Source organism: Mesorhizobium sp. WSM4841 (genome assembly GCF_055811515.1).
The window spans coordinates 1-25304 of sequence record NZ_JBVVQC010000036.1; the positions used below are offsets into that span (position 1 = coordinate 1).

At 60.4% G+C, this 25304-nt stretch carries 21 protein-coding genes; 9 read left to right on the forward strand and 12 right to left on the reverse strand.

Going from position 1 to position 25304, the window contains the following annotated elements; genetic code table 11:
• Window positions 1-213 precede the first annotated feature (213 nt).
• The 6 genes from AC0L14_RS29375 to AC0L14_RS29400 all read right to left on the reverse strand — a co-directional run bounded on the left by AC0L14_RS29375 (window position 214) and on the right by AC0L14_RS29400 (window position 6453).
• A complete protein-coding gene (locus tag AC0L14_RS29375; protein WP_473529632.1) occupies window positions 214-1191 on the reverse strand; it encodes a DUF2950 domain-containing protein in 978 nt (325 codons plus the stop codon).
• Between the two features lie 29 nt (window positions 1192-1220).
• Window positions 1221-2561, reverse strand: coding sequence for a DUF3300 domain-containing protein (locus tag AC0L14_RS29380; protein ID WP_473529596.1), 1341 nt, complete (start codon window positions 2559-2561; stop codon window positions 1221-1223).
• Between the two features lie 52 nt (window positions 2562-2613).
• A complete protein-coding gene (locus tag AC0L14_RS29385; RefSeq protein WP_473529597.1) occupies window positions 2614-3423 on the reverse strand; it encodes a transporter in 810 nt (269 codons plus the stop codon).
• A 26-nt stretch (window positions 3424-3449) separates the two neighbouring features.
• Window positions 3450-3833, reverse strand: coding sequence for a response regulator transcription factor (locus AC0L14_RS29390; protein ID WP_473751588.1), 384 nt, complete (start codon window positions 3831-3833; stop codon window positions 3450-3452).
• 64 nt (window positions 3834-3897) lie between these two features.
• Window positions 3898-4563 (reverse strand): response regulator transcription factor, encoded by a 666-nt coding sequence (locus AC0L14_RS29395; protein ID WP_473529599.1) that lies wholly within the window; start codon window positions 4561-4563, stop codon window positions 3898-3900.
• A 6-nt stretch (window positions 4564-4569) separates the two neighbouring features.
• The gene (locus AC0L14_RS29400; RefSeq protein ID WP_473529600.1) at window positions 4570-6453 is read right to left on the reverse strand and encodes a sensor histidine kinase; all 1884 of its coding nucleotides are present in this window, start codon (window positions 6451-6453) and stop codon (window positions 4570-4572) included.
• A gap of 230 nt (window positions 6454-6683) precedes the next feature.
• On the opposite strand from AC0L14_RS29400, the gene AC0L14_RS29405 reads away from it, so the two are divergent.
• The 7 genes from AC0L14_RS29405 to AC0L14_RS29435 all read left to right on the forward strand — a co-directional run bounded on the left by AC0L14_RS29405 (window position 6684) and on the right by AC0L14_RS29435 (window position 15473).
• Window positions 6684-8393, forward strand: coding sequence for an arylsulfatase (locus AC0L14_RS29405; RefSeq protein WP_473529601.1), 1710 nt, complete (start codon window positions 6684-6686; stop codon window positions 8391-8393).
• 299 nt (window positions 8394-8692) lie between these two features.
• Entirely contained in the window at window positions 8693-10252 is a 1560-nt protein-coding gene (locus tag AC0L14_RS29410; protein ID WP_473529633.1) for an arylsulfatase, read from the forward strand.
• Between the two features lie 111 nt (window positions 10253-10363).
• Window positions 10364-11374 (forward strand): HAD family hydrolase, encoded by a 1011-nt coding sequence (locus AC0L14_RS29415; protein WP_473529602.1) that lies wholly within the window; start codon window positions 10364-10366, stop codon window positions 11372-11374.
• Window positions 11375-11425: 51 nt separating this feature from the next.
• Window positions 11426-12184 (forward strand): hypothetical protein, encoded by a 759-nt coding sequence (locus tag AC0L14_RS29420; protein WP_473751589.1) that lies wholly within the window; start codon window positions 11426-11428, stop codon window positions 12182-12184.
• 26 nt (window positions 12185-12210) lie between these two features.
• Entirely contained in the window at window positions 12211-12456 is a 246-nt protein-coding gene (locus AC0L14_RS29425) for a hypothetical protein (protein WP_473529604.1), read from the forward strand.
• A 74-nt stretch (window positions 12457-12530) separates the two neighbouring features.
• Entirely contained in the window at window positions 12531-13097 is a 567-nt protein-coding gene (locus tag AC0L14_RS29430) for a hypothetical protein (protein ID WP_473529605.1), read from the forward strand.
• Between the two features lie 96 nt (window positions 13098-13193).
• Entirely contained in the window at window positions 13194-15473 is a 2280-nt protein-coding gene (locus AC0L14_RS29435; RefSeq protein WP_473529606.1) for a multiheme c-type cytochrome, read from the forward strand.
• Window positions 15474-16697: 1224 nt separating this feature from the next.
• On the opposite strand, the gene AC0L14_RS29440 is transcribed toward AC0L14_RS29435, so the two are convergent.
• From AC0L14_RS29440 to AC0L14_RS29465, 6 genes are all read right to left on the reverse strand, one after another.
• The gene (locus AC0L14_RS29440; protein ID WP_258116552.1) at window positions 16698-16919 is read right to left on the reverse strand and encodes a DUF5996 family protein; all 222 of its coding nucleotides are present in this window, start codon (window positions 16917-16919) and stop codon (window positions 16698-16700) included.
• Between the two features lie 38 nt (window positions 16920-16957).
• Window positions 16958-17860, reverse strand: a complete 903-nt coding sequence (locus tag AC0L14_RS29445) for a Vgb family protein (protein ID WP_473489624.1) — start codon at window positions 17858-17860, stop codon at window positions 16958-16960.
• Window positions 17861-18197: 337 nt separating this feature from the next.
• Window positions 18198-19187, reverse strand: a complete 990-nt coding sequence (locus AC0L14_RS29450; protein ID WP_473751590.1) for a formylglycine-generating enzyme family protein — start codon at window positions 19185-19187, stop codon at window positions 18198-18200.
• Between the two features lie 93 nt (window positions 19188-19280).
• Window positions 19281-20879, reverse strand: a complete 1599-nt coding sequence (locus tag AC0L14_RS29455) for an arylsulfatase (protein ID WP_473529607.1) — start codon at window positions 20877-20879, stop codon at window positions 19281-19283.
• Window positions 20880-21372: 493 nt separating this feature from the next.
• A complete protein-coding gene (locus AC0L14_RS29460; protein WP_473751591.1) occupies window positions 21373-23532 on the reverse strand; it encodes a mechanosensitive ion channel family protein in 2160 nt (719 codons plus the stop codon).
• 186 nt (window positions 23533-23718) lie between these two features.
• Window positions 23719-23991, reverse strand: coding sequence for a tetratricopeptide repeat protein (locus AC0L14_RS29465; RefSeq protein WP_473751615.1), 273 nt, complete (start codon window positions 23989-23991; stop codon window positions 23719-23721).
• A gap of 48 nt (window positions 23992-24039) precedes the next feature.
• On the opposite strand from AC0L14_RS29465, the gene AC0L14_RS29470 reads away from it, so the two are divergent.
• Both AC0L14_RS29470 and AC0L14_RS29475 read left to right on the forward strand, forming a co-directional pair.
• The gene (locus AC0L14_RS29470) at window positions 24040-24318 is read left to right on the forward strand and encodes a hypothetical protein (protein WP_473751592.1); all 279 of its coding nucleotides are present in this window, start codon (window positions 24040-24042) and stop codon (window positions 24316-24318) included.
• A 268-nt stretch (window positions 24319-24586) separates the two neighbouring features.
• Window positions 24587-25114, forward strand: a complete 528-nt coding sequence (locus AC0L14_RS29475; RefSeq protein ID WP_473489621.1) for a hypothetical protein — start codon at window positions 24587-24589, stop codon at window positions 25112-25114.
• Window positions 25115-25304: the final 190 nt, after the last annotated feature.

Here is a 25304-nt window from a genome sequence, read left to right on the forward strand (position 1 = left end):
CCCCTCAGTTGGGACAAAGCGCTCCAACGCAGATCACTTTCAAGGTTGACGCGAAAATCGCTTTCTTCACGGACGACGACGCAGTTTCTGGCATGATGCGAGCCCCTCTCCTCCCTCGCCAATCCTGCTGGGAACGCCGTTCGACGCCGCCCCCGTGACCGATCCAAAACAGCACGATGTAACACGTCCGCAGACAACTAGAACGCTTTTCTCTCAGTCGGCCACGACCTGCCAGGTATCGTCCGGGTTGAAGCGGTCGATGTATTTGACGATCTGCTCGGTGGTTGGGCCGAGGTCGGTCTCGTAGACGACGCCGTGCTGGTTGACTGCGAAGGTTTTCACGCCGGTTTCGCCGTATTTGGCAGGCCAGGCAATGAGGCCGAAGCCGGCGATCATGTTGCCGTTGATGACGTAGTCGTAGGCGCCGCCGGCGATATGGTCGCCCTGGCCGGTCAGGATCTTGTACTTGTAGCCGAAATAGCCTTCGCCCTTGGCCGCGTCCTCGAGCTCGGCCTCACTAACAGCGTCACCGGCCGGGCTCTCGCCGTTGATGTCGTCGGTCGGCCAGTAGAGCCCGTCGGTCGCGCCTTCCGAGCTTATCAGTTTCTGCGCGAACTCCTCCACGCCATCCTCATCGCGGTCCTGCGATGCATAGTCCTCCTGCGCGTCGACATAGGCGCGCATCGTCTCGATCGCGGTGAGCTCGTTCTCGCCGACGCGGCGGTTCACGATCTCTTCGAGCCCGGCATAGGTGTCGAAAGCCCACTTGCCGTCCTCGCCCTTGACGATCGGAAAAGGCAGCGGCCACAGCTTGTCGCCGATCTGCAGCGTGCGGCGGTCGCCTTCGCCATCGAGGACAAGCTGCCTGGCCACACCTTCCTTGATCGCCGCCAGCGTCTCGTCCGAGTTCTCGTCTGCCTTCAGCTTTTCCGCATCGAGGCCGAGAAGGGCCGCAACCGCACCGTTGCCGGCGTCTTTCAGGGCCTGCTTAAATGCTTCGACCGCCGCCTCGGGCGTATCGAAGACAGGCGGCTCGGCGGCGGCCGCAAAGGCGGTGATCTCCGGCGCCTCCGGCGCATCCTGTGCGGCGGCTGGCTGCCAGACAGCGATGCCCACTGCAAGCGCCACGGCGCAGACAGAGCGGAGAAGGATCTTATGCAAAACTCCCGTGTGACGGGTGGTGCTGAACATCTGTGTCATAATCCTGTCCTCCCGTTCCGTTAACGCCCGCGTCCGCCGCCGCCGCGCTTGATCTGCTTGTGGCCGCCACCGCCGCGCTGGCCGCCGCCCATCGACTTGTGGCCACGGTTGGAGCTGACCTTGGTCGCCTTGCCGCGATCGACGTTGCCAAGCCCCGACGGTTTCTTCGGCCGGTTGTCGACCCTTGCCGCAGGTTTTGGCTTGCCAGCCGGACGGTTCACCTTGGCCGGCTTCGCCGCCGGGCGATTGGCGGTAGGCCTGGCCGCAGGTTTCTGGATGTTGGCGGGCTTGGCGGGGCGGGTGACGTTGGCGGGCTTGGCCTTCAGCCCGTCCAGCGTGCTCTTGCGGATGTCTCTCGTTGCAGCCGTCTTGCCCGGCACCCTGTTGGCGAGTTTGTCGTTCTTCTTGATGTCGCGGGCGCGGTCGCGGATGGCGTTGTCGCTATTCTTCTCGATCCGGTTCTTGATGTTGGTCTGGTCGAACTTGTTGAACTGGTTGCGGTCGATATTGATCTTGTCGCGATCGATGTTCTTCCAGTCGACGTCGTTGAAGTTGATCTTGCCGTTGAAGTCGCGGTTGTTGAAGCAGTTGTTGCAATCGATGTCGATGTCGTTGCCGTTCCAGCGGCCGCCCCACACCCCCCAATCATCCCAGTCGACGGCGGCGGCCCAAATGGCGCCCGTCACCGCCCCGGCGAAGAATGTCGCCCCCGGATACACATAATATGGGTAAGGATCGGGATAATAGCGGATCGGTTCCCACACGTAATCCGGCTCATAAAACATCTGCGGCGGATATTGCGGGACGTAGATCACCTCGGGGCTCGCCGACTTGATGACGAAATTGTCATTCTCCTTGACCACCTGGATCTTGTCGTCGGTCTTGATGACGCCCTTGGCGACCGCCTCGTCGCGCAGCTGCTGGATGGCAACCAGCACGTCCTTCTGCTGGTAGGCGATGGCGTCGCCGAGCGTCTGCGTCCATTCGAGGTCGTCGCTCATCATCTTGACGATGCCGGGGTAATTGAGCAGCGACACCACGGAGCCGTCCCAGCTGTCCTTGGGTTTCAGGCTCTTGTCTTTCTCGTACCGGTCGAGGAAGCGCGCCGCCTCGACGATCTCTAGCGGATAGAGTGCAGCCGCAGTGATCACCGCGATCAGCTCGTCCGGATAGAGCGCGATGCGCGCCACCAGCACCTCCATCTCGTCCGCGCTCAACGGCTCCGGCGAGGCCGCCGCATCGCCGGATGCGTCAGCCGCCGCGACCTGTTCTTGTGCAAAGACAGGATGCGCCGAGCCAAACCCGGCAAGCAGCAGCGCCAGCGCCGCAGCGCCGATCTTCAACATATCATTGCCCGTCATGCTTCTATCCTCCCTGCTTGTCGTTGTCCCGGCAGGCCTTTGTGCCGGGCGGCTATTTCGGAAACAGGAACGTCACCACGCCGCGGAATCCGAGGCCGTCAGGCCCGTTGTCGGGGCTCTCGGCCCAGTAGCGGACACCGGCGGTGAAGCTGACCGGTTGCTTGCCGAACTTGACGAGCTTTGCCACCGTGAAATTGATCGGAACCGACCACTCTTCCGTTTCCCAATTGTAGGTGCTTTCTGTGTTGACGCCGAAGGTCCAGGCGTCCTTGGTCGTGTAGGAAACGAAAGGTTGCAGGAAGGTGGAGCTGATGTCGGAGCGGTCACCGTCGCCGGCGAAGGACCAGATGTGGTTGGTCAGCGCGCCGACCGTCCACCCGCCCATCTGTTTCAGCACCACGGCGGTGGGACCGGCACCCCATTTGCCGCCGCCGAGCAGATCGTCGGTGGCGGTTGGGACGAGAAACGCCGGACCGACGCCCCAGACGATGCCCGACGGTCCCGGGTTCTTCGGCGAGAAGAACAGGCTCTGGGTGATGTCGCCGAGACCGGACTGCTCGCCCGAGGGGCCGGCGATGTCGTTCTGCCAGATCACCGGCAGGATGGTGCGGGAGATCATGTTCCAGTCGTCGCTCAGCGAGATCGGAACGACCGGCTGGATGTTGAGTACGGCCTTCTGCCCGTCATTCGGCCCGAACCCTTCGTCGTAGTTGAACTGCAAGGGTACGCTGATCAGCGACGCGATCGGATTCGAAAGCTTCTTGGCAAGGTCCTGGCTGTCGTCCTGGGCTGCGGCCGAACCGCAAAAGCCAAATGTGGCGGTCAGCACGATGCCCGCCTGAATAGTTTGAATTGCTTTCATATCAGCACCCCCCGAAGCGACATCAGTTATTTGGCAGACAATCCCGACAAGGCGTCATCGATAGCTAACAGCAAAAACCTGGCGGCGAAAGGCTTGTGAAGATAGGCCACGCAGCCCGCGTCACGCGCCTCCGCTTCAAGCGCTTCGTCGTCAACGGCGGTGATGAAGATAATCGGCAAGCTAAAGCCCAAATCGCGAAGCCAACGCCGCAGCTGGATTCCGGACATGTTGCCAAGATGAATGTCGAGCACCAGGCAACCGATCGTGCCGGCGAAATCGGATCCAAGAAACGTCTCTGCCGACGCGTATCCATGCGTTTGGTGACCGTGCGCGTTTAGCAACCGTTCAATGCTTCTCCGCACGCTCGGATCGTCTTCCACGACAGCCACTGTTCGTGGCGGGCTTTCCACATTTGGCTCCTCGAAGGGGCGACGCGTGCGAGTATCAACGGAGAGATTGTGAGCCGAGTTAACGTCACTGGATATTGGCCTTTGGGGAAGCACCGAATGTTGGATTTGAGCCTGTTTGCGCTGCCCGAACGGCCCCCAGCCTCTCCGCGATCGATACCATCTCGGCGAGGGACGTAACGCCCAACTTTTCCATGACGCTGTGCCGATGCGCCTTGACCGTGCGCTCGGAGGTGTTCAGGTCGTATGCAACCTGCTTGTTACGCCTGCCGCGAACGACCAGATCGAAAACCTGGATTTCGCGTGGCGTTAGGCTGAACACTTTGGTCTGGAGCGCCTGAATCTGATCGTGTCCGGCGCGCCGTTTTTCATTCTTGGCGAGCGCGCGCTCGATCGCCTCACGTAAGATTTGGGACGAAATGGGTTTCTCCAGAAAATCATCGGCACCTGCCTTCATTGCCTGAACACTCGCGGCAATCGTGCCTTGGCCCGTCAAGAAGACGATGGGTAGCAGCGGGACCGCCAGTACGAGCCTTTCCTGCAGCTCCGGACCGCTGAGCCCTGGCATGCGCAGATCAAGAAGGATGCAGCCGGCTTCCGATTCCGGCAGCTGCGCCAGGAAATCCTCGCCCGACTGGTAGCCGCTAACCCGAAAACCATAGGTTTCGACGAGACGTCCGAGCGCCGTTCGAAACGATGCGTCGTCATCGATAATGTGAATGAATGGTTCCATAGGCGTTCAAGTGGCCTCCGCGAGCGGCAGGACGAAGCGGAACACCGCGCCGCCGCCGACGCGATTGTCCGCCCAGATCTTTCCACCGTAAGTTTCCACGATCGCGCGAGCGATGGAGAGCCCCAGCCCGGTTCCGGTTGGCTTTGTCGTGTAGAATGCTGCGAAGATACTATCGAGATGGTCTTTTGGGATGCCCCTGCCGGTGTCTGAAATCGACATCTCGACCCTGGCATCGCCCTGTAACGCCGTCTGAAACACAAGCTTGCGGTTCGCTGTTACCGATTCGACCATCGCGTCCATTGCATTGGTCGCAAGATTCAGGATGACCTGCTGCAGATGAACCTTGTCGGCGCGAACCGGCAGTCTGCCCGTGGATTGCTCGGCGCTTACGGCCACTTGTTTCTTCGCGGCTTCAGCGCGCAAGATACAAATGGCGCCGTCGACGACCTCATTGAGGTCAAACTCCTGCCAGTCGATCGCACTCCTTTTCTTCAGCATACCCCGAAGGCGAAGAATAATATCGCCTGCTCGCTGGTCGTCGTCCCTGATGTCAGCCAAAATCTGCTGGATGAGATCCAGATCAGGCGTCTTTCCCTTGAGTATCATCTCCGCTGCCTCGGCATTGCTGAGAATGGCGCCCAGCGGCTGGTTGAGTTCGTGAGCGATCGATGCCGACAATGCGCCTGCGGTTGCAGACTGATTCATGTGGACCAGCTCAAGGAGACGCAGGCTGGATTCACCTTCGGCGGCGAAACGCCGGCGTCGCTCGAAGAGCAGCCCAGTGATGATCAGGGCCTGTAAGGCGACCAGGGCAATGGCTCCCGCGACCAAATCGCCATGCTGCTCCCAAAGCGTAGGTTCTCTGAAACTCAACGCGGTCTCTGCAGGAAGCGCGCTTTCCGACAGGCCCCATCGCTTTAGCTGCCTTGCGTCGGCAAAGAATGTTTGCGGCACTTCGATGTCTGTGATCGGCTTTCCCGCGAGTGCATCCAAAGCCAAGCCGGCGACCGCGTTTCCCAAGGAGTCGAAGGTTACCGAGTTTCCGCCTACGACACCTTGACCAACGTAGGTGTCATAGGGTCCATAAATCGGCGCACTGGCCTTCGCCGCCACTATTCCTAAAGCGTCTTTGGGCAGGAAGTTGCGGCCTGTACTATCGGCAAGAATGGTGAGGAACAGGACAATACTGTCCGGTGGGAAGTGGGAGGCACGCTCCACGAATTCATCGATCGAATAACCTTCCAAGTAGGTGGTTGCGTAATCTTTTGAAGCGACTGCGAGGTCGGTTCTAGCGCTGTCAAGCCAAGTGCGATCGAAAGCTGCCGAACCACCAATGATGAAAAGATTTTCGGCGTCGGGCTGGAGGGCGCGGGCCAATTCGAGCGTCTTGGCAATATCGAATTCGCTGAAAGCCCCGACGACATCTGCCGGCAAGTTGAGTTTCGAAGCACTGTCACGCCCGAAGCCGCAGAACACGATCTTTGCGTCGGGCGCGATCGCCTCACGGTTATTGACGATGAAACGGGTTGCCGATTCGCCGAGCGCGATCACAACGTCCGGGCGATGATCGACGTATTTCTCGGACATATACCGCGCCATGCGGTCGATATGGGCTTCCTCGGGAAACCTCGAGAGATCCAGGAACTCCGAGAAGAGATCGACATTGCCGGACGTCGCCTCGATAAGCCGATTTCTGGCGTTCTCCCCGGCAATCGAGCTTGCGGGCAGTCGCTCGTCATACGGATGGAGGATGAGCACACGCGGAGACCGGCCGACGACCTCAGCTGCTGCAGAGCCGCCGTCCAGAAAAATCGCAATCAAAATTGCAACAAGGAACCTGACCGCGTTCTTGGCGCGTCGGCGCGACCGAACAGGCGGATCGCACAGCATGATGGATACCCCCTCACAAGCCAAGCTTTTAGCTGGGAAAGTAGATCGGGCAGCGTTACCGCATCTGCACCTGAACAACTTCCCCAAAGGACAATATCACCATGTGTTAGCTAGGGCTACCGTAGCGTGAGCTTGAGCGCTCCGACTGGTGACGGGAGGTCGTTCAGGCTCGAAATCGTGCCGTGGGCGGTGGCGAGGCAACTATCCGTAAGCAACCAGAGGAGAGGGAAATGAGTCGTAGAATCCTTGACTGCAGCATTGGGATACTGACCGCTGCGACGGTCCTTTGGGGCGCGCATGCGCCGGCACAGGCCCAGGATGCGCAAAAGCCCAACATCCTGTTCATCATGGGCGATGATATCGGCTGGATGCAGCCCAGCATCTATCATCAGGGCCTGATGGTCGGCGAAACGCCCAACATCGATCGCATCGGCCAGGGAGGTGCGAAATTCATGACCTACTATGCCGAGCAGAGCTGCACTGCGGGGCGTACCGCCTTCATCACCGGCATGCAGCCGGTGCGCGTCGGCATGGTCCTGCCGGAGATTCCCGGAAGCCCGTCCTACCTGCGGGCCGGCACGCCCCACCTCGCCAGGTTCCTGAATGATCTCGGCTACTCGACAGGTGAGTTCGGCAAGAACCATCTCGGAGATACCACCGAATCCCTGCCGACCGCACACGGGTTCCAGGAATTTTGGGGCTACCTCTATCACCTCGACGCCATGCAGGGCGTGAGCTTCCCTGACATCAACAAGAGCCCAACCGAGCAGGGGATCGCGCCGCCCTGCATGAATACACCGATCCCCGGCCTGGCCGAGGTTCCGGGCGCTGTCGATCCGAAGACCACGACCTGCCTGACGCCACCGCGTCCAATGCTCGCGTGCACATCCTCCGACGGATCCCCGGCAAATCAGTCCTGCAAGGACGAGGGCCCGCTGACGCTGGAGCGGTCAAAGACCATCGACGAGGAAATCTCCGCCAAGGTCGTCGACTTCCTCGACCGAAACGACCCGAAGACGACCAACAAGCCGTTCTTCGTCTGGTACAACCCGGCCCGCATGCACATCACGACGGTGTTGCCGGACAAGTATCTCAATATGATCGGCGAGCCCGGCGGCAAGGACTGGGGCATGAACGAAGCCGGCATGAAGCAGATGGACGACAACATCGGCGTCGTCCTGAAGAAGCTGGAAGACATGGGCCAGCTCGACAACACCATCGTCGTCTTCACCACCGACAACGGAGCCGAGACGATCACCTTCCCGGATGGCGGCACCACCCCGTTCAAGGGTGGCAAGCTCAGCACCTGGGAAGGCGGCATGCGTGCTCCGCTGGTTGTGCGCTGGCCGGGGCATATCGAGCCCGGCACGGTCAAGAACGACCTCTTCTCCGCGCTCGACTGGCTGCCGACGTTGGTGAACATCGCCGGCGGCCCCAAGGGCGACGAGCTGAAGAAACAGATCGAGGCAGGCACGTATCCGAATGTCGTCAAGACCACACTCGACGGGATCGATCAGCGTGACTTCCTGGAAGGCAAGGCGCCGTCTGCGCGCGACTCTTTCTTGTACTATTCCGGCAAGGAGCCGTCGGCGGTCCGCTACAAGAACTGGAAGATGTACTTCGCGATGGTTTCGGATGACCCAGCCGGGTTCATAAACGGTGTAATGCCCTTTGCCTGGACCCAGGTCGTCAACATCAAGCGCGATCCGTTCGAGACCTCGGTCGGACAGCAGATCAAGACACTTTTCGGTATGGGCGGCTCCATCGCGTCACCGTCCACCGCCTACGTCTATGACTGGAACATCCTGCCCATCGGCCAGCAGTTGTGGCTGAAGCATCTCGAGACCTACATCGCCTTCCCGCCGCTCCAGGACCCTGCAAGCTACAATCTGGAGCAAGTGATGGCGCAAGTCCGGAGCATGAAGACAGGTCACGACTGACGCACCCGCCAATGCCGGACGCCCCAGGGCGTCCGGTCGTGCGTGAGCCCGGCTGCGCGCCACCCAACAGGCGCACGGTCCGATCGACTTCCCCAAAGGACAATATCATCAAGCGTTGCTCGGATTTACCGTCGCGTCAGCCTTGTGTGCTGACTGATCAAGCGAGGGGCGCACGGGCGCGGAATCGTTCCAATTCGGGCGGTTGGCGAGATTTCCAGCAGGAGGAGCTGAACATGAGACCTGGAATTCCGAGTTACGGCATCGCAACCTGGGTGACCGCAATTGCGCTTTGCGGCGGTATGGCATCGGTTGCCTATGCGCAGGACGCGCAAAAACCGAACATCGTCGTCATCATGGGCGACGACATCGGCATGTGGAACATCGGCGCCTATCACCGCGGCGTGATGGCGGGCCGCACGCCCAACCTCGACAAGATCGCCGCCGAGGGCATGCTCTTCACCGACTACTATGCCGAGGCGAGCTGCACGGCTGGCCGGGCGAACTTTATCACCGGCGAGCTTCCGATTCGCACCGGTATGACCACCGTCGGTCAGGCGGGCGCCACAACCGGCCTGCCGGCCGAAGCGATGACTCTCGCGACTGCCCTGAAGGACATGGGCTACACCACCGGCCAGTTCGGAAAGAACCACCTTGGCGATTTGAACGAGTTCCTGCCGACCGTCCACGGCTTCGACGAGTTCTTCGGTTACCTCTATCACCTCGACGCCATGGAAGACCCTGCACACCCGAACTATCCGCAGGACCTGCTTGACAAGGTGGGGCCGCGCAACATGCTCCACACTTGGGCGACGACGACCGACGACGCGACCGTCGACCCACGCTGGGGCAAGGTCGGCAAGCAGAAGATCGAAGACGCCGGCACTCTTTATCCCGAACGCATGGAAACAGTGGACGACGAGATCCGCGACAAAGCCTTGAAGTTCGTGGAGAAAGCCAAGGCCGACAACAAGCCTTTCTTCTTGTGGCTCAATCCCACGCGCATGCACGTTATCACCCATCTTTCGCCCAAGTATGAGGCATTGCGCAACTCGGAGAACGGCTGGTCGCTGCAGGAAGCCGGCATGGCTCAGCTCGACGATGACGTCGGCCTGGTGATGCAGAAGCTCAAGGACCTTGGCGTTGATGACAACACCATCGTCATGTTCACCACCGACAATGGCACCGAGACCTTCACATGGCCTGATGGCGGCAACACGCCGTACCGGGGGCAGAAGGGCACGATCTACGAAGGCGGCTTCCGTGTGCCGGCCTTCATTCGCTGGCCGGGCAAGATCGCAGCAGGCAAGGTGGAGAACGGCATCATGTCCGGGCTCGACTGGCTGCCGACCTTCGTGGCCGCCGCAGGCAACCCCAACATCAAGGCCGAACTGCTGGCGGGAAAGCAGATCGGCGACCGCACCTACAAGAACTATCTCGACGGCTACAACCAGATGGACCTGCTGACCGGCAAGGGCCCGTCGGCTCGCCACGAGATCTTCTACTTCGGTGAAAGCACACTCGGCGCGGTGCGCATCGATGACTACAAATACCGCTTCATCGAGCAACCGAACGGTTGGCTCGGAGCCAAGGACCATGTCGACGCACCGTCGATCACGAACCTTCGCCTCGATCCCTTCGAACGCCTGGGCACTCCGGCAAACGGAACGCTGGACGGCGCACAAGGGTACTTCAACGAATGGTTTATGTACCAGTTCTGGCGCTTCGTGTTTGTTCAGCAGGAAGTGGGCAAGCTGGCCCAGACGGCCCTTGAGTTCCCGCCCATGCAGAAGGGCGCGAGCTTCAACCTCGACGCTGTCAAGGCGCAGATCGAGGCGGCAAGGGCAGCAATGACCAAGTAACGGGATGACTCGCGGCGGGCGGCTCGCAAGGGGCGCCCGCCGGTTCCACGGCCACGAGCCGGTCGTCGTAGACCCCGATACGAATCGAGATTTACAAGAAAGGAGCGCGATATGTTCGTGAAGCATGATCTTCTCAGACTGACCCGTCGTGCCATTCTCGCGGCCGCCGCTTTGCTCGTCGCTCCCGCGGCCGCCCTCGCCCAGTCCGATCCCTTGCCGTCCTGGAACGACACCGCGCCGAAGGCTGCGATCGTCGAGTTCGTCGAGAAGGTGAGCAAGGAGGGTTCGCCCGACTTCGTGCCGGAGCCCGAACGCATCGCGGTGTTCGACAATGACGGCACGCTGTGGGTCGAACATCCGATGTATGTGCAACTCGCCTTCGCGCTCGACCGTGTAAAAGCCGAGGCGCCAAGTCATCCCGAATGGGCGACCACCCAGCCGTTTCAGGCCGTGCTCGAAGGCGACATGAAGGCGCTCGCAGCAGCCGGTGAAAAGGGCCTGGTGGAACTCATCATGGCGACCCACGCCGGCATGACCGTCACGCAATTCCAGACAATCGTGACCGACTGGATCGCCAACGCGCGCGATCCACGCTTCAAGAAGCCTTATACCGAGTTGGTCTACCAGCCGATGCTCGAACTTCTCGCCTATCTGCGGGCCAACGGGTTCAAAACCTTCATCGTGTCTGGCGGCGGCATCGAGTTCATGCGCCCCTGGACGGAAAAGGTTTACGGCGTTCCGCCGGAACAGGTGGTCGGCTCTTCGATCAAGACGAAGTTCGCGATGAAGGACGGCGCGCCGACGCTGTTTCGATTGCCCGAGGTCAACTTCATCGACGACAAGGCCGGCAAGCCGGTCGGCATTCAGGAGCATATCGGCCGCAAGCCTATTGCCGCGTTCGGCAATTCGGACGGCGATCTTGAAATGCTGCAATGGACGACTCTCGCCGACGGTCTGCAGTTCGGCTTGATCGTTCATCACACCGACGCAGAGCGCGAATATGCCTACGACCGGAAAAGCGAGTTCGGCCATCTCGACCTGGCTCTCGACGCCGCCGCCATCAACAAATGGACGATCGTCGACATGAAGGCCGACTGGAAGCAGATCTTTCCGGGAAACTAGAGCCAGCGTGTGAACGCTTGGATTCCGCCACTTAAACGAGAGGATAATTCTATGAACGTCAATCGCATCATGACCACCATAGCCCTCGCAGGCGGCCTGGCTTTGGCGACTGCCGGCGCAATGGCACAGGATTCCGCAGAGAAGCCGCACGTGCCACTGCAAAAGACGATTGGCCAGGCTACGGCGACAGGACCGATTCCGTCGCTCGCCGTCATCAATTCGCAGGGCGCCACGCTCGACGGCGGCAAGCTCGTCCTGACCGGCGTTTCGAAAAACTCAATCGTCTTTGCCGATCGGCCGGTGCGGGCCGCCGGTCATGTTGCGACCGAGCAGTTCATTATGCAGTGGGATGAGGGCAAGGACAGCTTCGCCGTCGACCCGCCGAACGCAACGGTCTCAGTTCTTGGGGGAGACGGCTCGGAGGTGGATGATGCCGTGGTTACGCTCAAGGCTCCGAAACTTGAGGGGAACACGCTGACGTTCGACGTTGCCGTTCTGGAAGGCAGTCTCAACAATGCGAGCGGGCCTGCGGCACTTTTCATTGACGCCTTCGCGTTTCGCGGACCGGGCGGTGGCGGATTCGCCCATGTGGGCGGCTACGGCGGCGCGGTCTGGCATGGTGGCGGATACGGTTATCACGGTGGCGCATACTGGCATGCTCCTGTCTATCGTGGAGCTTGGTATGGTGCTGGCGCTGTGGCGGGGGCCGCAGTTGCCGGAGCTGCTCTTGGCGCTGCCGTCGGTGCCGCTGCCGCCCCATACGCATATCCGCCGTACTGCGGATATTATCCTTACCCGCCGTGCTATTGAGACAATCTGCAACAAGGACGCTGAGCATGGTTTACAAGATGATTTTCAGCGGTCTGATCCTGATGGCCTCCTTTGCGCTCGCCGGCCCTGGGCGAGCGCAAACGATCAGCTATGGCGACGCCATCACGGTACTTGCCAAAGACTGCGGCGCAGACATCAAGAAATATTGCAGGGGCCTCAATCTCGGCAACAACGAGATCCGCAATTGCGGTGAACAGGCGTGTGCAGCTCATCAATTTGGGCGTGGCAAACTGAGTGCGAGCGTAACGTGAACCAACATGCTCGAATGCGCGTCCCGCTTGTCGTTGAGCATCCTCGGGAGGCGAGAACTATCAGGATTTTGACGGTGCTGGCAGTGTTGGGCGCAACATCCGACGCGATGGCAGAAAGCACGTCCCTGGGAATATCGGTGACGTCCGACCGGCAGGAACAGGACCTGAGCGTTCCGCAAAGCGCCAAGGTCGAGGTCAGCGCCTCACACGCATTCGACGTGGGAATCGTCCTGGGCGCCTCGGTCCAGTATTCCAATACGGCCTTCAGCGACTCGGCCACCGCCAACCTCGAAACCACTATAGGTTACCGCGTCCACTTGAACGATGCGCTCTCCGTGATCGGCAGCATGGGCATCGGCGAGCGATTGCAGGTATCAGGAACCGGCGACGATATCGCCTACTACGTGCTCCGCACGGGCGCCGATCTGAAGCTCAATGAAACGGTGACCTGGAATGCGGTAGCTTTTCGGTATCGCGATGCATTCGATAGCGCAGACGACTACCTGACACCACAGCTTGCGACCGGCTTCACTTTCAAACTGGACGAGCACAATTCAGTTTCGAGCAAGGTCCAGTATAACTGGAAGGATTGGAATCCGGATACCGTTGGCTTCGAACTAGGCTATGCCCATTCTTTTTAAACGCTCGTTCGAGTGCCTGCCCGTCACCGTCCTAGCTGGCGATTGGGATTACAGCGTGCTCATGCCAACCGCGAGCAAGCCCATCATGAGCCCATCATGAATGGCCGTAGCTTGCTTGGCCGAGTTGCCGCCAATCTGGCAATAGCAGCGCTGGGCTCGCTGCTCGCGTTGGCTACGCCCGAAGCTTGTCTGGCCGCAGAGACAGGCGGTCCCACATCCGACCCGCAGATCTCCATCCACGACGGGTTCGTCGACGAAAAAAGATGCGCCTCCTGTCACGCGGATCAGGCGGCCGCCTTCGCCAAATCGAACCATGCCAGGGCGATGGCCGTGGCAGACGACAGCACGGTGCGCGCGAATTTCGGCGGCGCCAGCTTCGAGCATGACGGCGTCCTGACGACGTTCCTCAAGCGGGGAGGGCAGTACTTCGTCCGGACCGAAGGGGCCGACGGCAGCCAGGCCGAATTCCCAGTCAAATACACCTTCGCCTACGAACCGCTGCAGCAATATCTCCTCGATATCGGCGGCGGCCGGCTGCAGGCGCTCGATATCGCCTGGGATACGAACAAACGGGAATGGTTCTGGCTCGGCACAGGCAAGCCCGCGAACCCCGGCACGACCTATCACTGGACTGGCCCCTTCTACCGCTGGAACCGGACCTGCATCGACTGCCACTCCACCGATCCGCAGGCGAATTTTCAGCCGGAGACCGGCGAGTACAAATCGACCTATGTCGCAACGAGCATCGGCTGCCAATCGTGCCACGGCGGCGGCGCGAAACATGTGGAATGGGCTGAGGCGGGCGGTTCCCAGTCGGTCGCCAATTCCGGTCTGATCCCGGTCGATCAGAATGTCTGCCTGGGTTGCCACACGCGGCGCACCAAACTTCTTAACGGCTATAGGCCGGGCAAGGTTTTTCTCGAGCATTTCTCGCCTGATCTGCTGCGCCCCGACCTCTACTTTCCCGATGGGCAAATCCTCGACGAGGTTTTCGAATACGGCTCGTTCCAGCAGAGCAAGATGGCGAGAGCCGGCGTCGTTTGCCTCGACTGCCACAGACAGCACGAAGCGACCCTGAAGGCGGAGGGCAACGCCATATGTACCCAGTGCCACACCGAGACCAAGCCGGAACGATTCGCAGGCTTCGACCCGAGCGGCAGTTTCGATAGGCTCGCACATACACGCCATCCGGCAGGTTCCGCCGGCGCCCTTTGCGCCAACTGCCACATGCCGGAGCGCACCTACATGAAGGTCGATCCGCGGCGCGACCATTCGTTCGTCATTCCACGGCCCGACCTCTCGACCGCCTACGGCACGCCCAACGCCTGCACGACATGCCATGCAGCCGAGACGAACGAGTGGGCGGCGAAAACGATGGACAAATGGTACGGCACGGGCTGGCGCGAACGCCCAACTATCGCCCATGCTTTCGCGGGTGCTGCCCAAAACGATTCGGCGGCAATCGAGGCTTTGCGTGCGCTCGTTGCCGACCGGGAACAGCCGGGCATCATCAAGGGCAGCGCGATCGCGGAGATGGGCCGCCTCGGCGGCGAGACCATCATCACCGACGTGAGAACCGCAGCAGCGAGCTCCGACCCGCTCGTCCGGCTGGGCGCTGCACAGGCTGCGGCCAATCTTCCGCCTGAACAACGGTTCAGCGCCGTTGGCAGGCTGCTCGCCGATGAGACGCGTGCAGTCCGGGTGGCCGCCGTGACGGCGCTCGGCAATGCGCCGACGACCGATCTGCTCGGCGATCAACGTCGCAACTTTGATGCTGCGGTGGAAGATCTTCGCGCGTTTGTGCAGGCCAATGCCGATATGGCAGAAGCACAGAACGCGTACGGGCTGTTCCTGATGGGCCAGCGTCAAGCGGATAACGCGGAGGCTGCGCTGCGTCGCGCGATCTCGCTCGACAGCAGCCTCGCCGGAGCGCACGCCAATCTGGCCGAACTTTACAGGGCGACCGGCCAGAACGAGAAGTCGGAAAGCACCTACGCTGAGGCCATTAGGGTTTCGCCCGAAGATCCGCTGCTCCGATACGGTCACGCCCTGTCGCTGGTTCGCGCGAAAAACATGACTGGCGCAATAAGCGAGTTGGAGGCTTCGGTGCGGCTTGCTCCAGCCAATGTTCAATACAGGACCACGCTAGCGATAGCTCTCGACTCGGTCGGTCGCACAGGCGATGCATTCCAAATGCTTGGCGAATCGGTCACCAACGGCTCCGCCGATCCGAACCTGCTCGGCACCGCCATTCAATTTGGGCTTAAGTTGCGGCGCTACCCCGAAACGCTGAGACTGGCTGAAGAACTTGCCCGGCAGCAACCGGACAACGCGCAACTTGCCGACTTGATCGTGCAATTGCGCGCTAGCCGATGAGTGGGAACGCTTGCAGATATTCAGCTAGCGGCAGCTATTGGCCTAACTTTGCTGTTCAATGAGCATAAGCTCCGCCTTTTCTGCCGTCAGCCGCCGCGACCTGTTCTTGTGCAAAGACAGGATGTGCCGAGCCAAACCCGGCAAGCAGCAGCGCCAGCGCCGACCTTCAACATATCATTGCCCGTCATGCTTCGATCCTCCCTGTCTGTCTCGGCAAGCCTTAGGCTGGGCCTTTTTTGCAGTATTTGTCACGTTCTGCGGTAACCGGTGTTCTGCCTCCACGTTGTCCCGTCTGCAGTGATCTGTGATCGACCTTCCATGGAATATCGAAGGGAGTTTGTCCATGGAGGCTACGTCGGAGGTTCTCACAACGTGGAGGGGCAGACGGGAGAGGCATCTCAATGGACGAATTGGGTCAAGGCACGGATCGTGCAGGAAAGTCCGGTCGTGACAGTGGAACAAGATTACCGAACGCTGCGGAAATGTGGTCCTTCCTGCGCCTGAGAATGCGGTTGCGGTGATGGTTGTCGGGTCAGCCCTCGCCGAAGTGCTCGACCAAGCACTTCATGGACGAGACCCGCGCTCCGGTGCTCTCGATCCGGCTCCAAGAAAACGGACCGGGTGCTTGTGGGCGCTGGCACATGATGACCGCCCATCGGGGCGGCGCTGCGCAACTGGGCGTCGCCTTCGGCGCGGAAGCGTAAAATCTTGCCGCCACAAGTGAGAAACCGCTAACCAGCAAAAACTTTTAAGTCCCCTGCGTGTATCTATAAGTTCTTGATTTAGTTTAGATATTTTTTACACATGCCAGGAATGTGTAAGAAAATGTGAAAATCAGACCGAGTCATCGAAAAGCTAACCGAATCAACAAGTTGCTGTTATGAAAACTGCAAAACACCCATGGAATTGCTTAATACGTCTCGCTTTCGCGGCCTTGCTGTCCTAGGACGCGTACTCATAACTGGTGCTTGATCGATGCCCGCTATGCCCCGATACCGACCAAATTCCGCGGCGCAGCAAGACGACGCGATGGGCCAGCTCCGGACTCATGCACTGCAGCAAAAGCTGCGCGTGATCGACGCCTTCCCTGTCGGCCAATCAGATTCAAGACCTGACCACGGCGGACCTATTAGCTTGCGCACAGGTGCCGACGCTCACACCGGCGACGTCGACCTCGTCATTCGCGTTGCGCAGGGGGCTGCGCCTTGCCCGGTCCGGCTACACCTAATGCCGCTCAAGCGTTTGCCGATCCCACTTCCCGAGATTGGCGGCCGCTTCATAGGTTTCCTGAAGAAAACCCAGGAGGAACTCGTCCGGGTTGGGCGACCGACGAACCGCGTCGCAAGGCAGGATGAACTGCCCAAGGCCCTTGTCGTAGAGGGCCTCAGGCGTGCGCAACGGCGTGTCGCCAAAGCCCGCGGGCTCGCCTGGTTCCGATTCCTGCAAACGACTCTAGGACGGTCGATCTTTTGACACTGGAATCCTCAAACGAAAAAGTCCGATTCAGGGGGTCCGAAGGTGATGAATGTCGGCTCCGAAAGGTGGCCGCTGCCCGCAACGACGAACTCGCCGACGAATGCGCCGGTGGTGCCGTCATACTCCAGCACCGAGTGGCCCAGCTCGCTTGCGACCAAGAGGTTGCCGTTCGAGTTGAACGCCATGCCCTCGGCCTCATTGAGGCCGCCGCTGCCGGCGGTGATGAAGACACCTTCGAAGTCGCCGGTCGTGCCGTCGTAGCGCATGACCTCGCTCGTCGCGGCGCTGCTGAGAAACAAGTCGCCGTCGGGGCCGAAGACCATGCCGGTCGGATCCAAGATGTTGCTCTCCGAACTGGGGACGAACTTGTCGACGAACGAGTTCGTCGCTGGGTCGTAGCGAAGGACCTCGCCGGGTCCTGATTCCGGAGTGCTGGCAACATAGAGCAGGCCATCCGGTCCGAAGACCAGCGCTTCCGGGTCGTCGAGCCCGGCCGCGTTGGCAGGATCGACGACGGCCTCGAAGACGCCGGTGTCGCCGTCGAAGCGGAGGATCTGGTTGCCGAGGCCGTCGTCGGTGAGGCCCGCGGCGATGAAAAGGTCGTTGTCTGGTCCGCCAAATGCGATGCCGGCCGGGTCGACGAGGCCGTGGCCGCTGGCGAAGACATCAAGGAAGTTGCCTTTCTCCCCGTCGTAACGAAGCACTTCATCGCTGCGGCTGGCGACGTACAGGTTGCCGTCGGGACCGAAGGCGATGCCTTCGGGTTCGATGAGGCCGCCACCGTTGGCGAACTTTTTCAGAAAGGCGCCGGTCTCGCCGTCGTATGCCATGACGCTCTTCGTGTTGGTGCTGCTAACGAACAGAAAGGTATCGTTGTCCGTGTCCGCAGCGAGTTGCTCCTTCTTGGGCATAGTGGACCTCCGTTCACAATGGACGGTAACGGCCGTCTATCTGGTCCTGACAGTCGCCACTGGAAAGCGCTACAGCCAAAAGCGCGGTCTTACGTCCCGTTTACCCCCTTCGTGTCTCATAGAAGGATGGCTTTAAACGCCGTCCGCAATCGTCAGGGTACACTTGGAGCGAGATGAGAGCAACAAGCAGGTGCACGCGGATCTTGCTGGGTGCGCTCTCCGCATCGTGGCATTCTGTCCTGGATTTTCACCACGCTTGCCGTTGCTGCCAAAACCCTCATGTCATCGGTTCCTGACTATCTCATGATCGAGACGGCTTTCACGGCCGTTCAGTGGATCATTGTCGGTCCATTGTTCTGCGTGCAATGCAGCGGAAACCTAAATGGCACGTCGACGTATCGATCGGCTGCGCCATCCGCGCGGCCGGGCGGTAGCGCCGGCAATAGTTGGGCGCGCAAAGATGCGATCCGCCTTTCATCACCTTGCGCGGGATTCTGATCTGCGGCTGCCGTGGATCGAGGCTGTCCTCCCGGTTGGCACCGCGGGGGTTGTCAACCGTGCAGCACGGGCTGTCGATCTTGCCGTGTTCCTGGTACCAGTCCGTGGTCCACTGCCAGACATTGCCAGCCATGTCGTAGAGGCCGTAGCCGTTGGCGGCAAAGGAGGCGACGGGTGACGTCCCCTCGTAGCCGTCCTCGCAGAGATTCTGCCATGGGAACTCGCCTTGCCAGGTATTGGCCATGTGTCGGCCATCGGGCGCCATTTCATCGCCCCAGACAAATTCGGCCGCGTCGAGCCCGCCACGCGCCGCGAATTCCCACTCGGCCTCGGTGGGCAATTCCTTGCCCGCCCACGATGCGTAGGCTTCGGCATCGTCAAAGTTCACATGCACGACCGGATGGTCGGCCAGCCGCTTGATCGAACTCGCCGGCCCGAGCGGATGGCGCCAGTTGGCGCCGCGCACATAGACCCACCAATTGTAGTGATCGCGAAGATCGACACGCTGTTTGGCCTTGCTGAAGACAACTGAGGATGGAGCGAGCATGTCCGGCAGCGCTCCAGGATAATCGTCGGGGTTCGCCGGGCGCTCAGCCGCCGTGACGTAGCCGGTCGCATCGACGAATCGGGCAAACTCGCGATTGGTGACCGCGCAGGCATCCATCCAGAAGCCATCGACCGTCACCCTGTGGGTTGGCGCCTCCTCTGGGTAATGCTTGTCGGAACCCATCAGAAACGTACCGCCCGGAATCCACACCATGTTGGCGTGGGGTGCATCGGCGGACGCAGAGCCCCCCTGTGTTGGTCCGGTTTCGGCTAGGCTTGTCATGGTTCGTTGCGAGATTTCTCAGCCGCATGGCCGCACCCATCGACACAACGGGTGCGGCTTGTTTCCTACATATTTTTCTCGGACGCTACAACTCTAGTTGGCGCTGCCCGCCGATAGCGCCGCCAGGGCATCATCAATACCGAAGCTGCCCCCCTTCTGGCTTGGTGGGAACTCCTTGAACGTGGCGAGGAAATTCCCGACATATTGCTGCGCCGGCACGAGCAGAAAGGTGCGGTCGATCCTCCAGCGTTCGTAGTCCATGCCCTCGTGGTCGGCGATCTCGAACGGATCGGAACGAAGATTGAAGATCTTGGGAAGGCGCAGCGGCACGAATGGCTCCTGCCAGACATCGAAGCTGTGCGCCTTCTGTTCGGCGAAGACGATTTTCCAGTTGTCGTAGCGCAGCCCGACGAGCGAGCCGTCGTCATTGAAGTAGAAGAACTCGTGGCGTGGACTAGGTGACTTGCCGGCGAGCGCGTCGGTGATGTTGTAGCCGTCCAGATGCACCTTGAAGGTCTTGTCGCCGACCTTCATGCCTTTTAGCAACTGCTCCTTGACGTCGGGAACCCCGGCGGCGGCCAGCAGCGTGGGCAGCATGTCCTCGTGGGCGAAGACGTCGTTGAGTACGGTGCCCGGCTTGATGACGCCGGGCCAGCGGATGGCGCAAGGCACCCGGTAGCCGCCTTCCCAGTTAGTGTTCTTCTCACCGCGGAAGGGCGACGTGCCGCCGTCTGGCCACGTAAACTTCTCGGCGCCGTTATCGGTCGAGTACATGACGATGGTATTTTCGTCGAGGCCGAGCTCCTTGAGCTTGGCGAGCACCTGGCCAACCTGGCCGTCGTGTTCCACCATCCCGTCGGCATAGATGCCGAGCCCGGTCTTGCCTTCGCTCTCCGGCTTGAGATGCGTGAATATATGCATGCGGGTGGAATTCCACCAGAGGAAGAACGGCTTGTCCGCATCCTTGGCCCGTTGCATGAAGTCGAGCGCCTTGTCCGTGACTTCCGCGTCTATGGTCTCCATCCGCTTCTTGCCCAGCGGCCCGGTGCTCTCGATCCTCTGCGTGCCGTCCGGATTCGCAAACGTGTGGAGAACGCCACGCGTGCCGAATTTCTTCTGTATCTCCGGGTCCTTGAAGTAGTCGGGGTTCTCGAACTCCTCCTCGGCGTTGAGGTGGTAGAGTGAGCCAAAGAACTCGTCGAAGCCGTGCGCGGTGGGCAGGTGCTCATCGAGGTCGCCGAGATGGTTCTTGCCGAACTGGCCGGTCATGTAACCTTGCGGCTTGAGCAATTCGGCGATCGTCACGTCCCGCGCCTGCAAGCCTTCCTTCGCACCCGGCAGGCCGACCTTGAGCAGCCCGGTGCGGAAGCCGACCTGGCCGGTGATGAAGCATGAGCGTCCGGCGGTGCAGCTCTGCTGGCCATACCAGTCGGTGAACAGCGCGCCTTCCCTGGCGATGCTGTCGATGTTCGGGGTCTTGTAGCCCATCATGCCCTGATTGTAGGCGCTGACGTTCCAGAAGCCGACATCGTCGCCCCAGATGATCAGGATGTTGGGCTTCTTGGCGGCTTGGGCATTTGCACTCGTGCTTATCGCGGTACTGACGGCCGAAATGGCGAGTACAGAACCTCCTGCCAACAAAATGTCGCGCCGGTTCGGTTGTCGGACTGGATTCGCTTGCTTGTCACTCATCTCACGTTCTCCTTTGGTTGTACCGCTTTTCCAAGATGAGCCGAGTTTTCGGTTCCCTGGCGAGAAAAACATGCTCCGCGTTCTATCGACGCGACGAAACTCGTGGCAGGACGCTTCAGCCATGCCTTCTTCAAAATCGTCCTTCCTGAGGTTTGCCGATTGCCACTCGGGGCGGAAGGTAATTAACGGTAACCTACGGGCAGAATCCGCGCGGCCGGCGTAAAAGTCGGTCCTTGAGGGTGAGTCCGGCTTTCCTCAATGAGCCAAGGAAGAACGCCACGTTCTGCGAACGGGCAAACCGCAACGAGACCGCTTGCTGCGTGTTCTTCACCAAATCCGGCTCGTTTTTTTCGAGCCAGGCGCGTTCACACTGAGCGGTCCGTGCGTGAACATCTTGGTCCGCCAGAGTCGCACATTTACAAGAGTCAACAGATCAACCGACGTCGTTGCTTCAACCATTGCTTCTCGACGTCGACTCGATGATCGCCGCTTTCTATTCACCCTGTACAGTCTGGGCTGCTTTCTGCTGGGCAAGCGATATCACATTAGCCGCAGCCATGGCCGCCTGCTTCTCATCGGTTCCCACCTGGACCGTGGGCTGGGCAAAATGGATGCCGTTCTCTGCGAACGCCTGCTGGATCATGGTGTAGGCCTTGCGCCTGACGCCGAATTGGTGACCGGGCTTGGTCATGAAGGCGAAGCTCAGCTCAATGCCGAAGTCGCCGAACTGCTCGACGCCCTTCATCTTCACCGTCTCGATGATCTCCGGCGCCAGTTCAGGATCAGCAAGCAATTCCGCGCCGATACCCTTCAAGAGCTTCTTCACCTTCCTGATGTCGGTGTCGAACGACACCCGGATCCTGAACTTGTCGATCACCCAGTCGCGGCTCATGTTCTGCACCGCGCCAAGGTCGCCGAACGGAACCGTGAACACCGGGCCGCGATGATGGCGCAGCTTCACCGAGCGTAGGCTGAAGGATTCGACGGTTCCCTTGTAGCTGCCGCTCTCGATGTACTCACCGACCCGGAAGGCATCGTCGAGCATGTAGAAGACGCCGCTGAGCACATCCTTGACCAGGGTCTGCGAGCCGAAGCCGATGGCAACCCCGAAGATTCCCGCGCCGGCGATCAACGGAGCGATCTGCACGCCGAGCCCCGAAAGCACCATGAGAACGGCCACAGTAGCAAGCAGCACAGCCAGGATGTTGCGGAAGATCGGCAGCAAGGTCCTGAGCCGGCTCCGGCGTGCCGCCTCAGCCGGCGTGATTGTGTCGTCGACCGCGGCCAGTTCCAGCGTCCGGCCGATATAGGCTTTCGCCAGTTGCCAGATGAGATCGGCAACCAGCAAGATCAGGACACCGTGGAACAGGCCGCGCACGATGCGGTTTATCGCGGTATTACCTTCTGCCATTACACCTGGGTCCAGGCGCCAGACCAGGCTCAGCCACAGCACCGCGAGCAGGATCACCAGCGCGCGAACGCCGCGGTTGATCAGCACTGTGCGAACGGAATTCGCCGAGGTGGCATTGTCCGGCCGGACCACCAGCGCCTCTGCCACATGGCCGGCGATGGTCAACGCCTTTGACAATAGCAAGGCATAGATGCCGAGCCATAGCGCGCCGTTGAGCTCGGCGACCCAGAGCCCCCAGAGGAGAACCAGGTAGATGGTAAGGAGCCATTCCCTCGTGCTTATGCGCTGTGTGGTCGCTGGGCCGCCTGGACGCCGCCAGACCATCTCGACGGCGAGGACCAGAAGCCCGATGCCCAGCAGATAGGCGATCAAACGCGTTGCATCCGGCGAAAAGCCCAGGTGCGGAAGCAGGCTGACGGTCGCCCATCCGGCCATCAGATAGCCGGTGAAAACGGCCAGCCGGCGATACCAGAAATGGGCTTCGGCATCGCTCGCCGGAACAAGCCGGAGCGGTTTCTCCTGTCCCGCCGGAATGGCGCTGCCATTCGGTGCAAGCAGGATCCTGCCGATGGCCATCACCACCCGCGCGACGATGAATGCGACCAGATAGGTCAGGATGACAACGCGCAGCAAGGCGGGCCAATCGAAGGCCAGGAAAACCCCAGCGCTGACGAGGGAAAACACGACGAGCGGCGCCAGTTCCGCGAGTAATCGGGCGGCACGATTGGCCTCGCGTGCGGCGCTTGCACCGGCTGCCTGGCCCGAGCCAGGCTGCTTCACTCCGCCCACCGCACGCTTGAATAGCCACTCCGCTCCGAAGCCAAGCGCCAGCAAGGCTGCGAAGAGAACAAGTATGGTGGCGAATCCACGGTTGTTGATTTCTGACCTCACAATTCGGACGGCGTTTGCGGCCTCGCCCGGGATGCGCGGAACCGCGTTACGCAACGCAACGAGATGGCTGCGAATGAGGCTGTCCAAGACCGCCATCTGCGAGGCGGCTGGCGCACCTGGTTTGTCCGCAGGGGGCACTGCCATGGCGTCCAGCCGCGCGCGGATGTCGGGATCATCAAGCATCTTGATGAACGCCTGAAATTTTTCATCCGCCACCGGCACGGTCGAAGTTTGCTGCGCCTGCGCCATCGAGGCGCTGCCCATTGCCGCCAACCACACCAATGCCAGCGCGGCCATGACGCACACCGCCAAAAATGGCGACTTTTGCCGGGATATCTCGATCGCTCTCATGCTGCCCTCCCGCGAAAATCCGATCTCGACTGATCTACCCAGTCACCGAGCAGGCTCCCAAATAACAACCAATCCTTCGAACCACATTATCACCAAAGCTCCACTTTCCTTCATGCTTTGAGGCATGCTTGGCGAGCTGGATCTCGCGATTTCGTCCCTCGAGTAGCCCGCTGACCTCCCCGTCAGTCAGCTCGGCCGCCCAGCATGCCGGTCGAGTTCATCCGCCGAGCGGATGGAAGGGTCTATGTCACGGGCCTTGGCGGCGTTCTCCTTTGCCCGATCATAGTCGCCTTTTGCGTAGTAAGCGATGGCGATGACCGCATAGGCCTGAGCGTTGGCGGGTTCATGGCTGAGCAGCTTTGCCGTGACTTCAATTGCCAGGTCATAGTCTCCGAGCCGCAACGCCGAAACTCCAAGCCCGGCGAGCGCGTTACGCTGGGAACCGTCAGCGTCAAGTATCCTCCGATATCATTCAATGGCGCCTGCATCGTCTCCGCGCGCCGCCGCTTGGCCGGCAATCTCGGTCATCAGGTTGATGCTTCCCCTTCCCGGCATGGTCATTCAGGCAAAGTTTACGGCGAAACCGGGCAGGCAATCCGCGATCCACCGGGCGGCACTGAAGGCGGTCCACAACGCATTCCGAGAGAACGGAATTCGGGCCGTGCCAAAACCGATATCCGACCAAAGGGCAATGGCTATCGCTTGATAGTCGTTCGCCGGCTATCTCTCAGGAACGGCCGCAACGGGGTCAAACCGGACATCATGCCGTCGTTGCGGACGTTCTGACGAACATAGTCGGATGGCAAGAGATTAAGCGGCGTTCTATGTGTGCCAACCGCCATTTGTCGATGGCGTCGAGGACCGAACGGTCCGCAGGCGCTGGCCAGTATTAGCCCGTAGGTTACAGTTATTTACGTTCCCTCACGTCAGCCGATCGGCCAAGGTCACTCACAGCGCGTAATATCGCCTCGCCCCGCAAGAGGACAGCAGCCTCTGAGCAATCGAAATGGGGCGCCTTTAGCCAGAAACAATCCTGCACACAAGGGGAATATCAATGCGAAAATTCACGACACTCATCGCGGCAACGTCAGTAGCACTTTCGTCTGCGATGGCAGCCTACGCACAAGATCAAAGCCCCCTTCCCAAGGCCAGCGACGTGCTTGTCCGATACGGGCACGACGTCGAGGGCTGGACCGTCTATGCCAATCAAACCCGCGGAGATTGCTTGATCGTGCACTCAAATGGCCCAAATTCGGTGCAAATGGGCGTTACCGCAAATCAGGAGGTCGGGTATCTTGGCGTGTTCACGAAGCAGGATATCGGCCTTCAGAACGGGACCAAGTCGGAAATCTTCGTCTCCATCGGTGGCCGTCTCTACGAGGGTGTGGCTACCAGCATGAGCGGCGACCTCAAGGGCGGATACTCTGGCGGCTACATCTTGACCGACGACCCGAATTTCAAGCGCGACGTGGCGAAGCAATATGAAATGATCGTGTTTCCGGAAACCAAGGGGGCCTTTGTCGTCGATCTGAAGGGGACTTACAAGGCAATGGCAATGGGCCTCAAGTGCCTCACGCAGTGACCCCGCTCTGACCAGTCATTTTCCTTTCATGGGTCCGGAACGCGCGGTTGGCGGGTGAAACAGAATTGGCCATTCTGTTTCACCCGACGCCTAATTGGGCACCGGGCGCGGTGTATTTCTTGGGTGGCGCGGAGCACCGTGGCCCGCCGGGCGCGGTCGCGGCAAGCGCCCTACTTGACTTAGTCGCGGA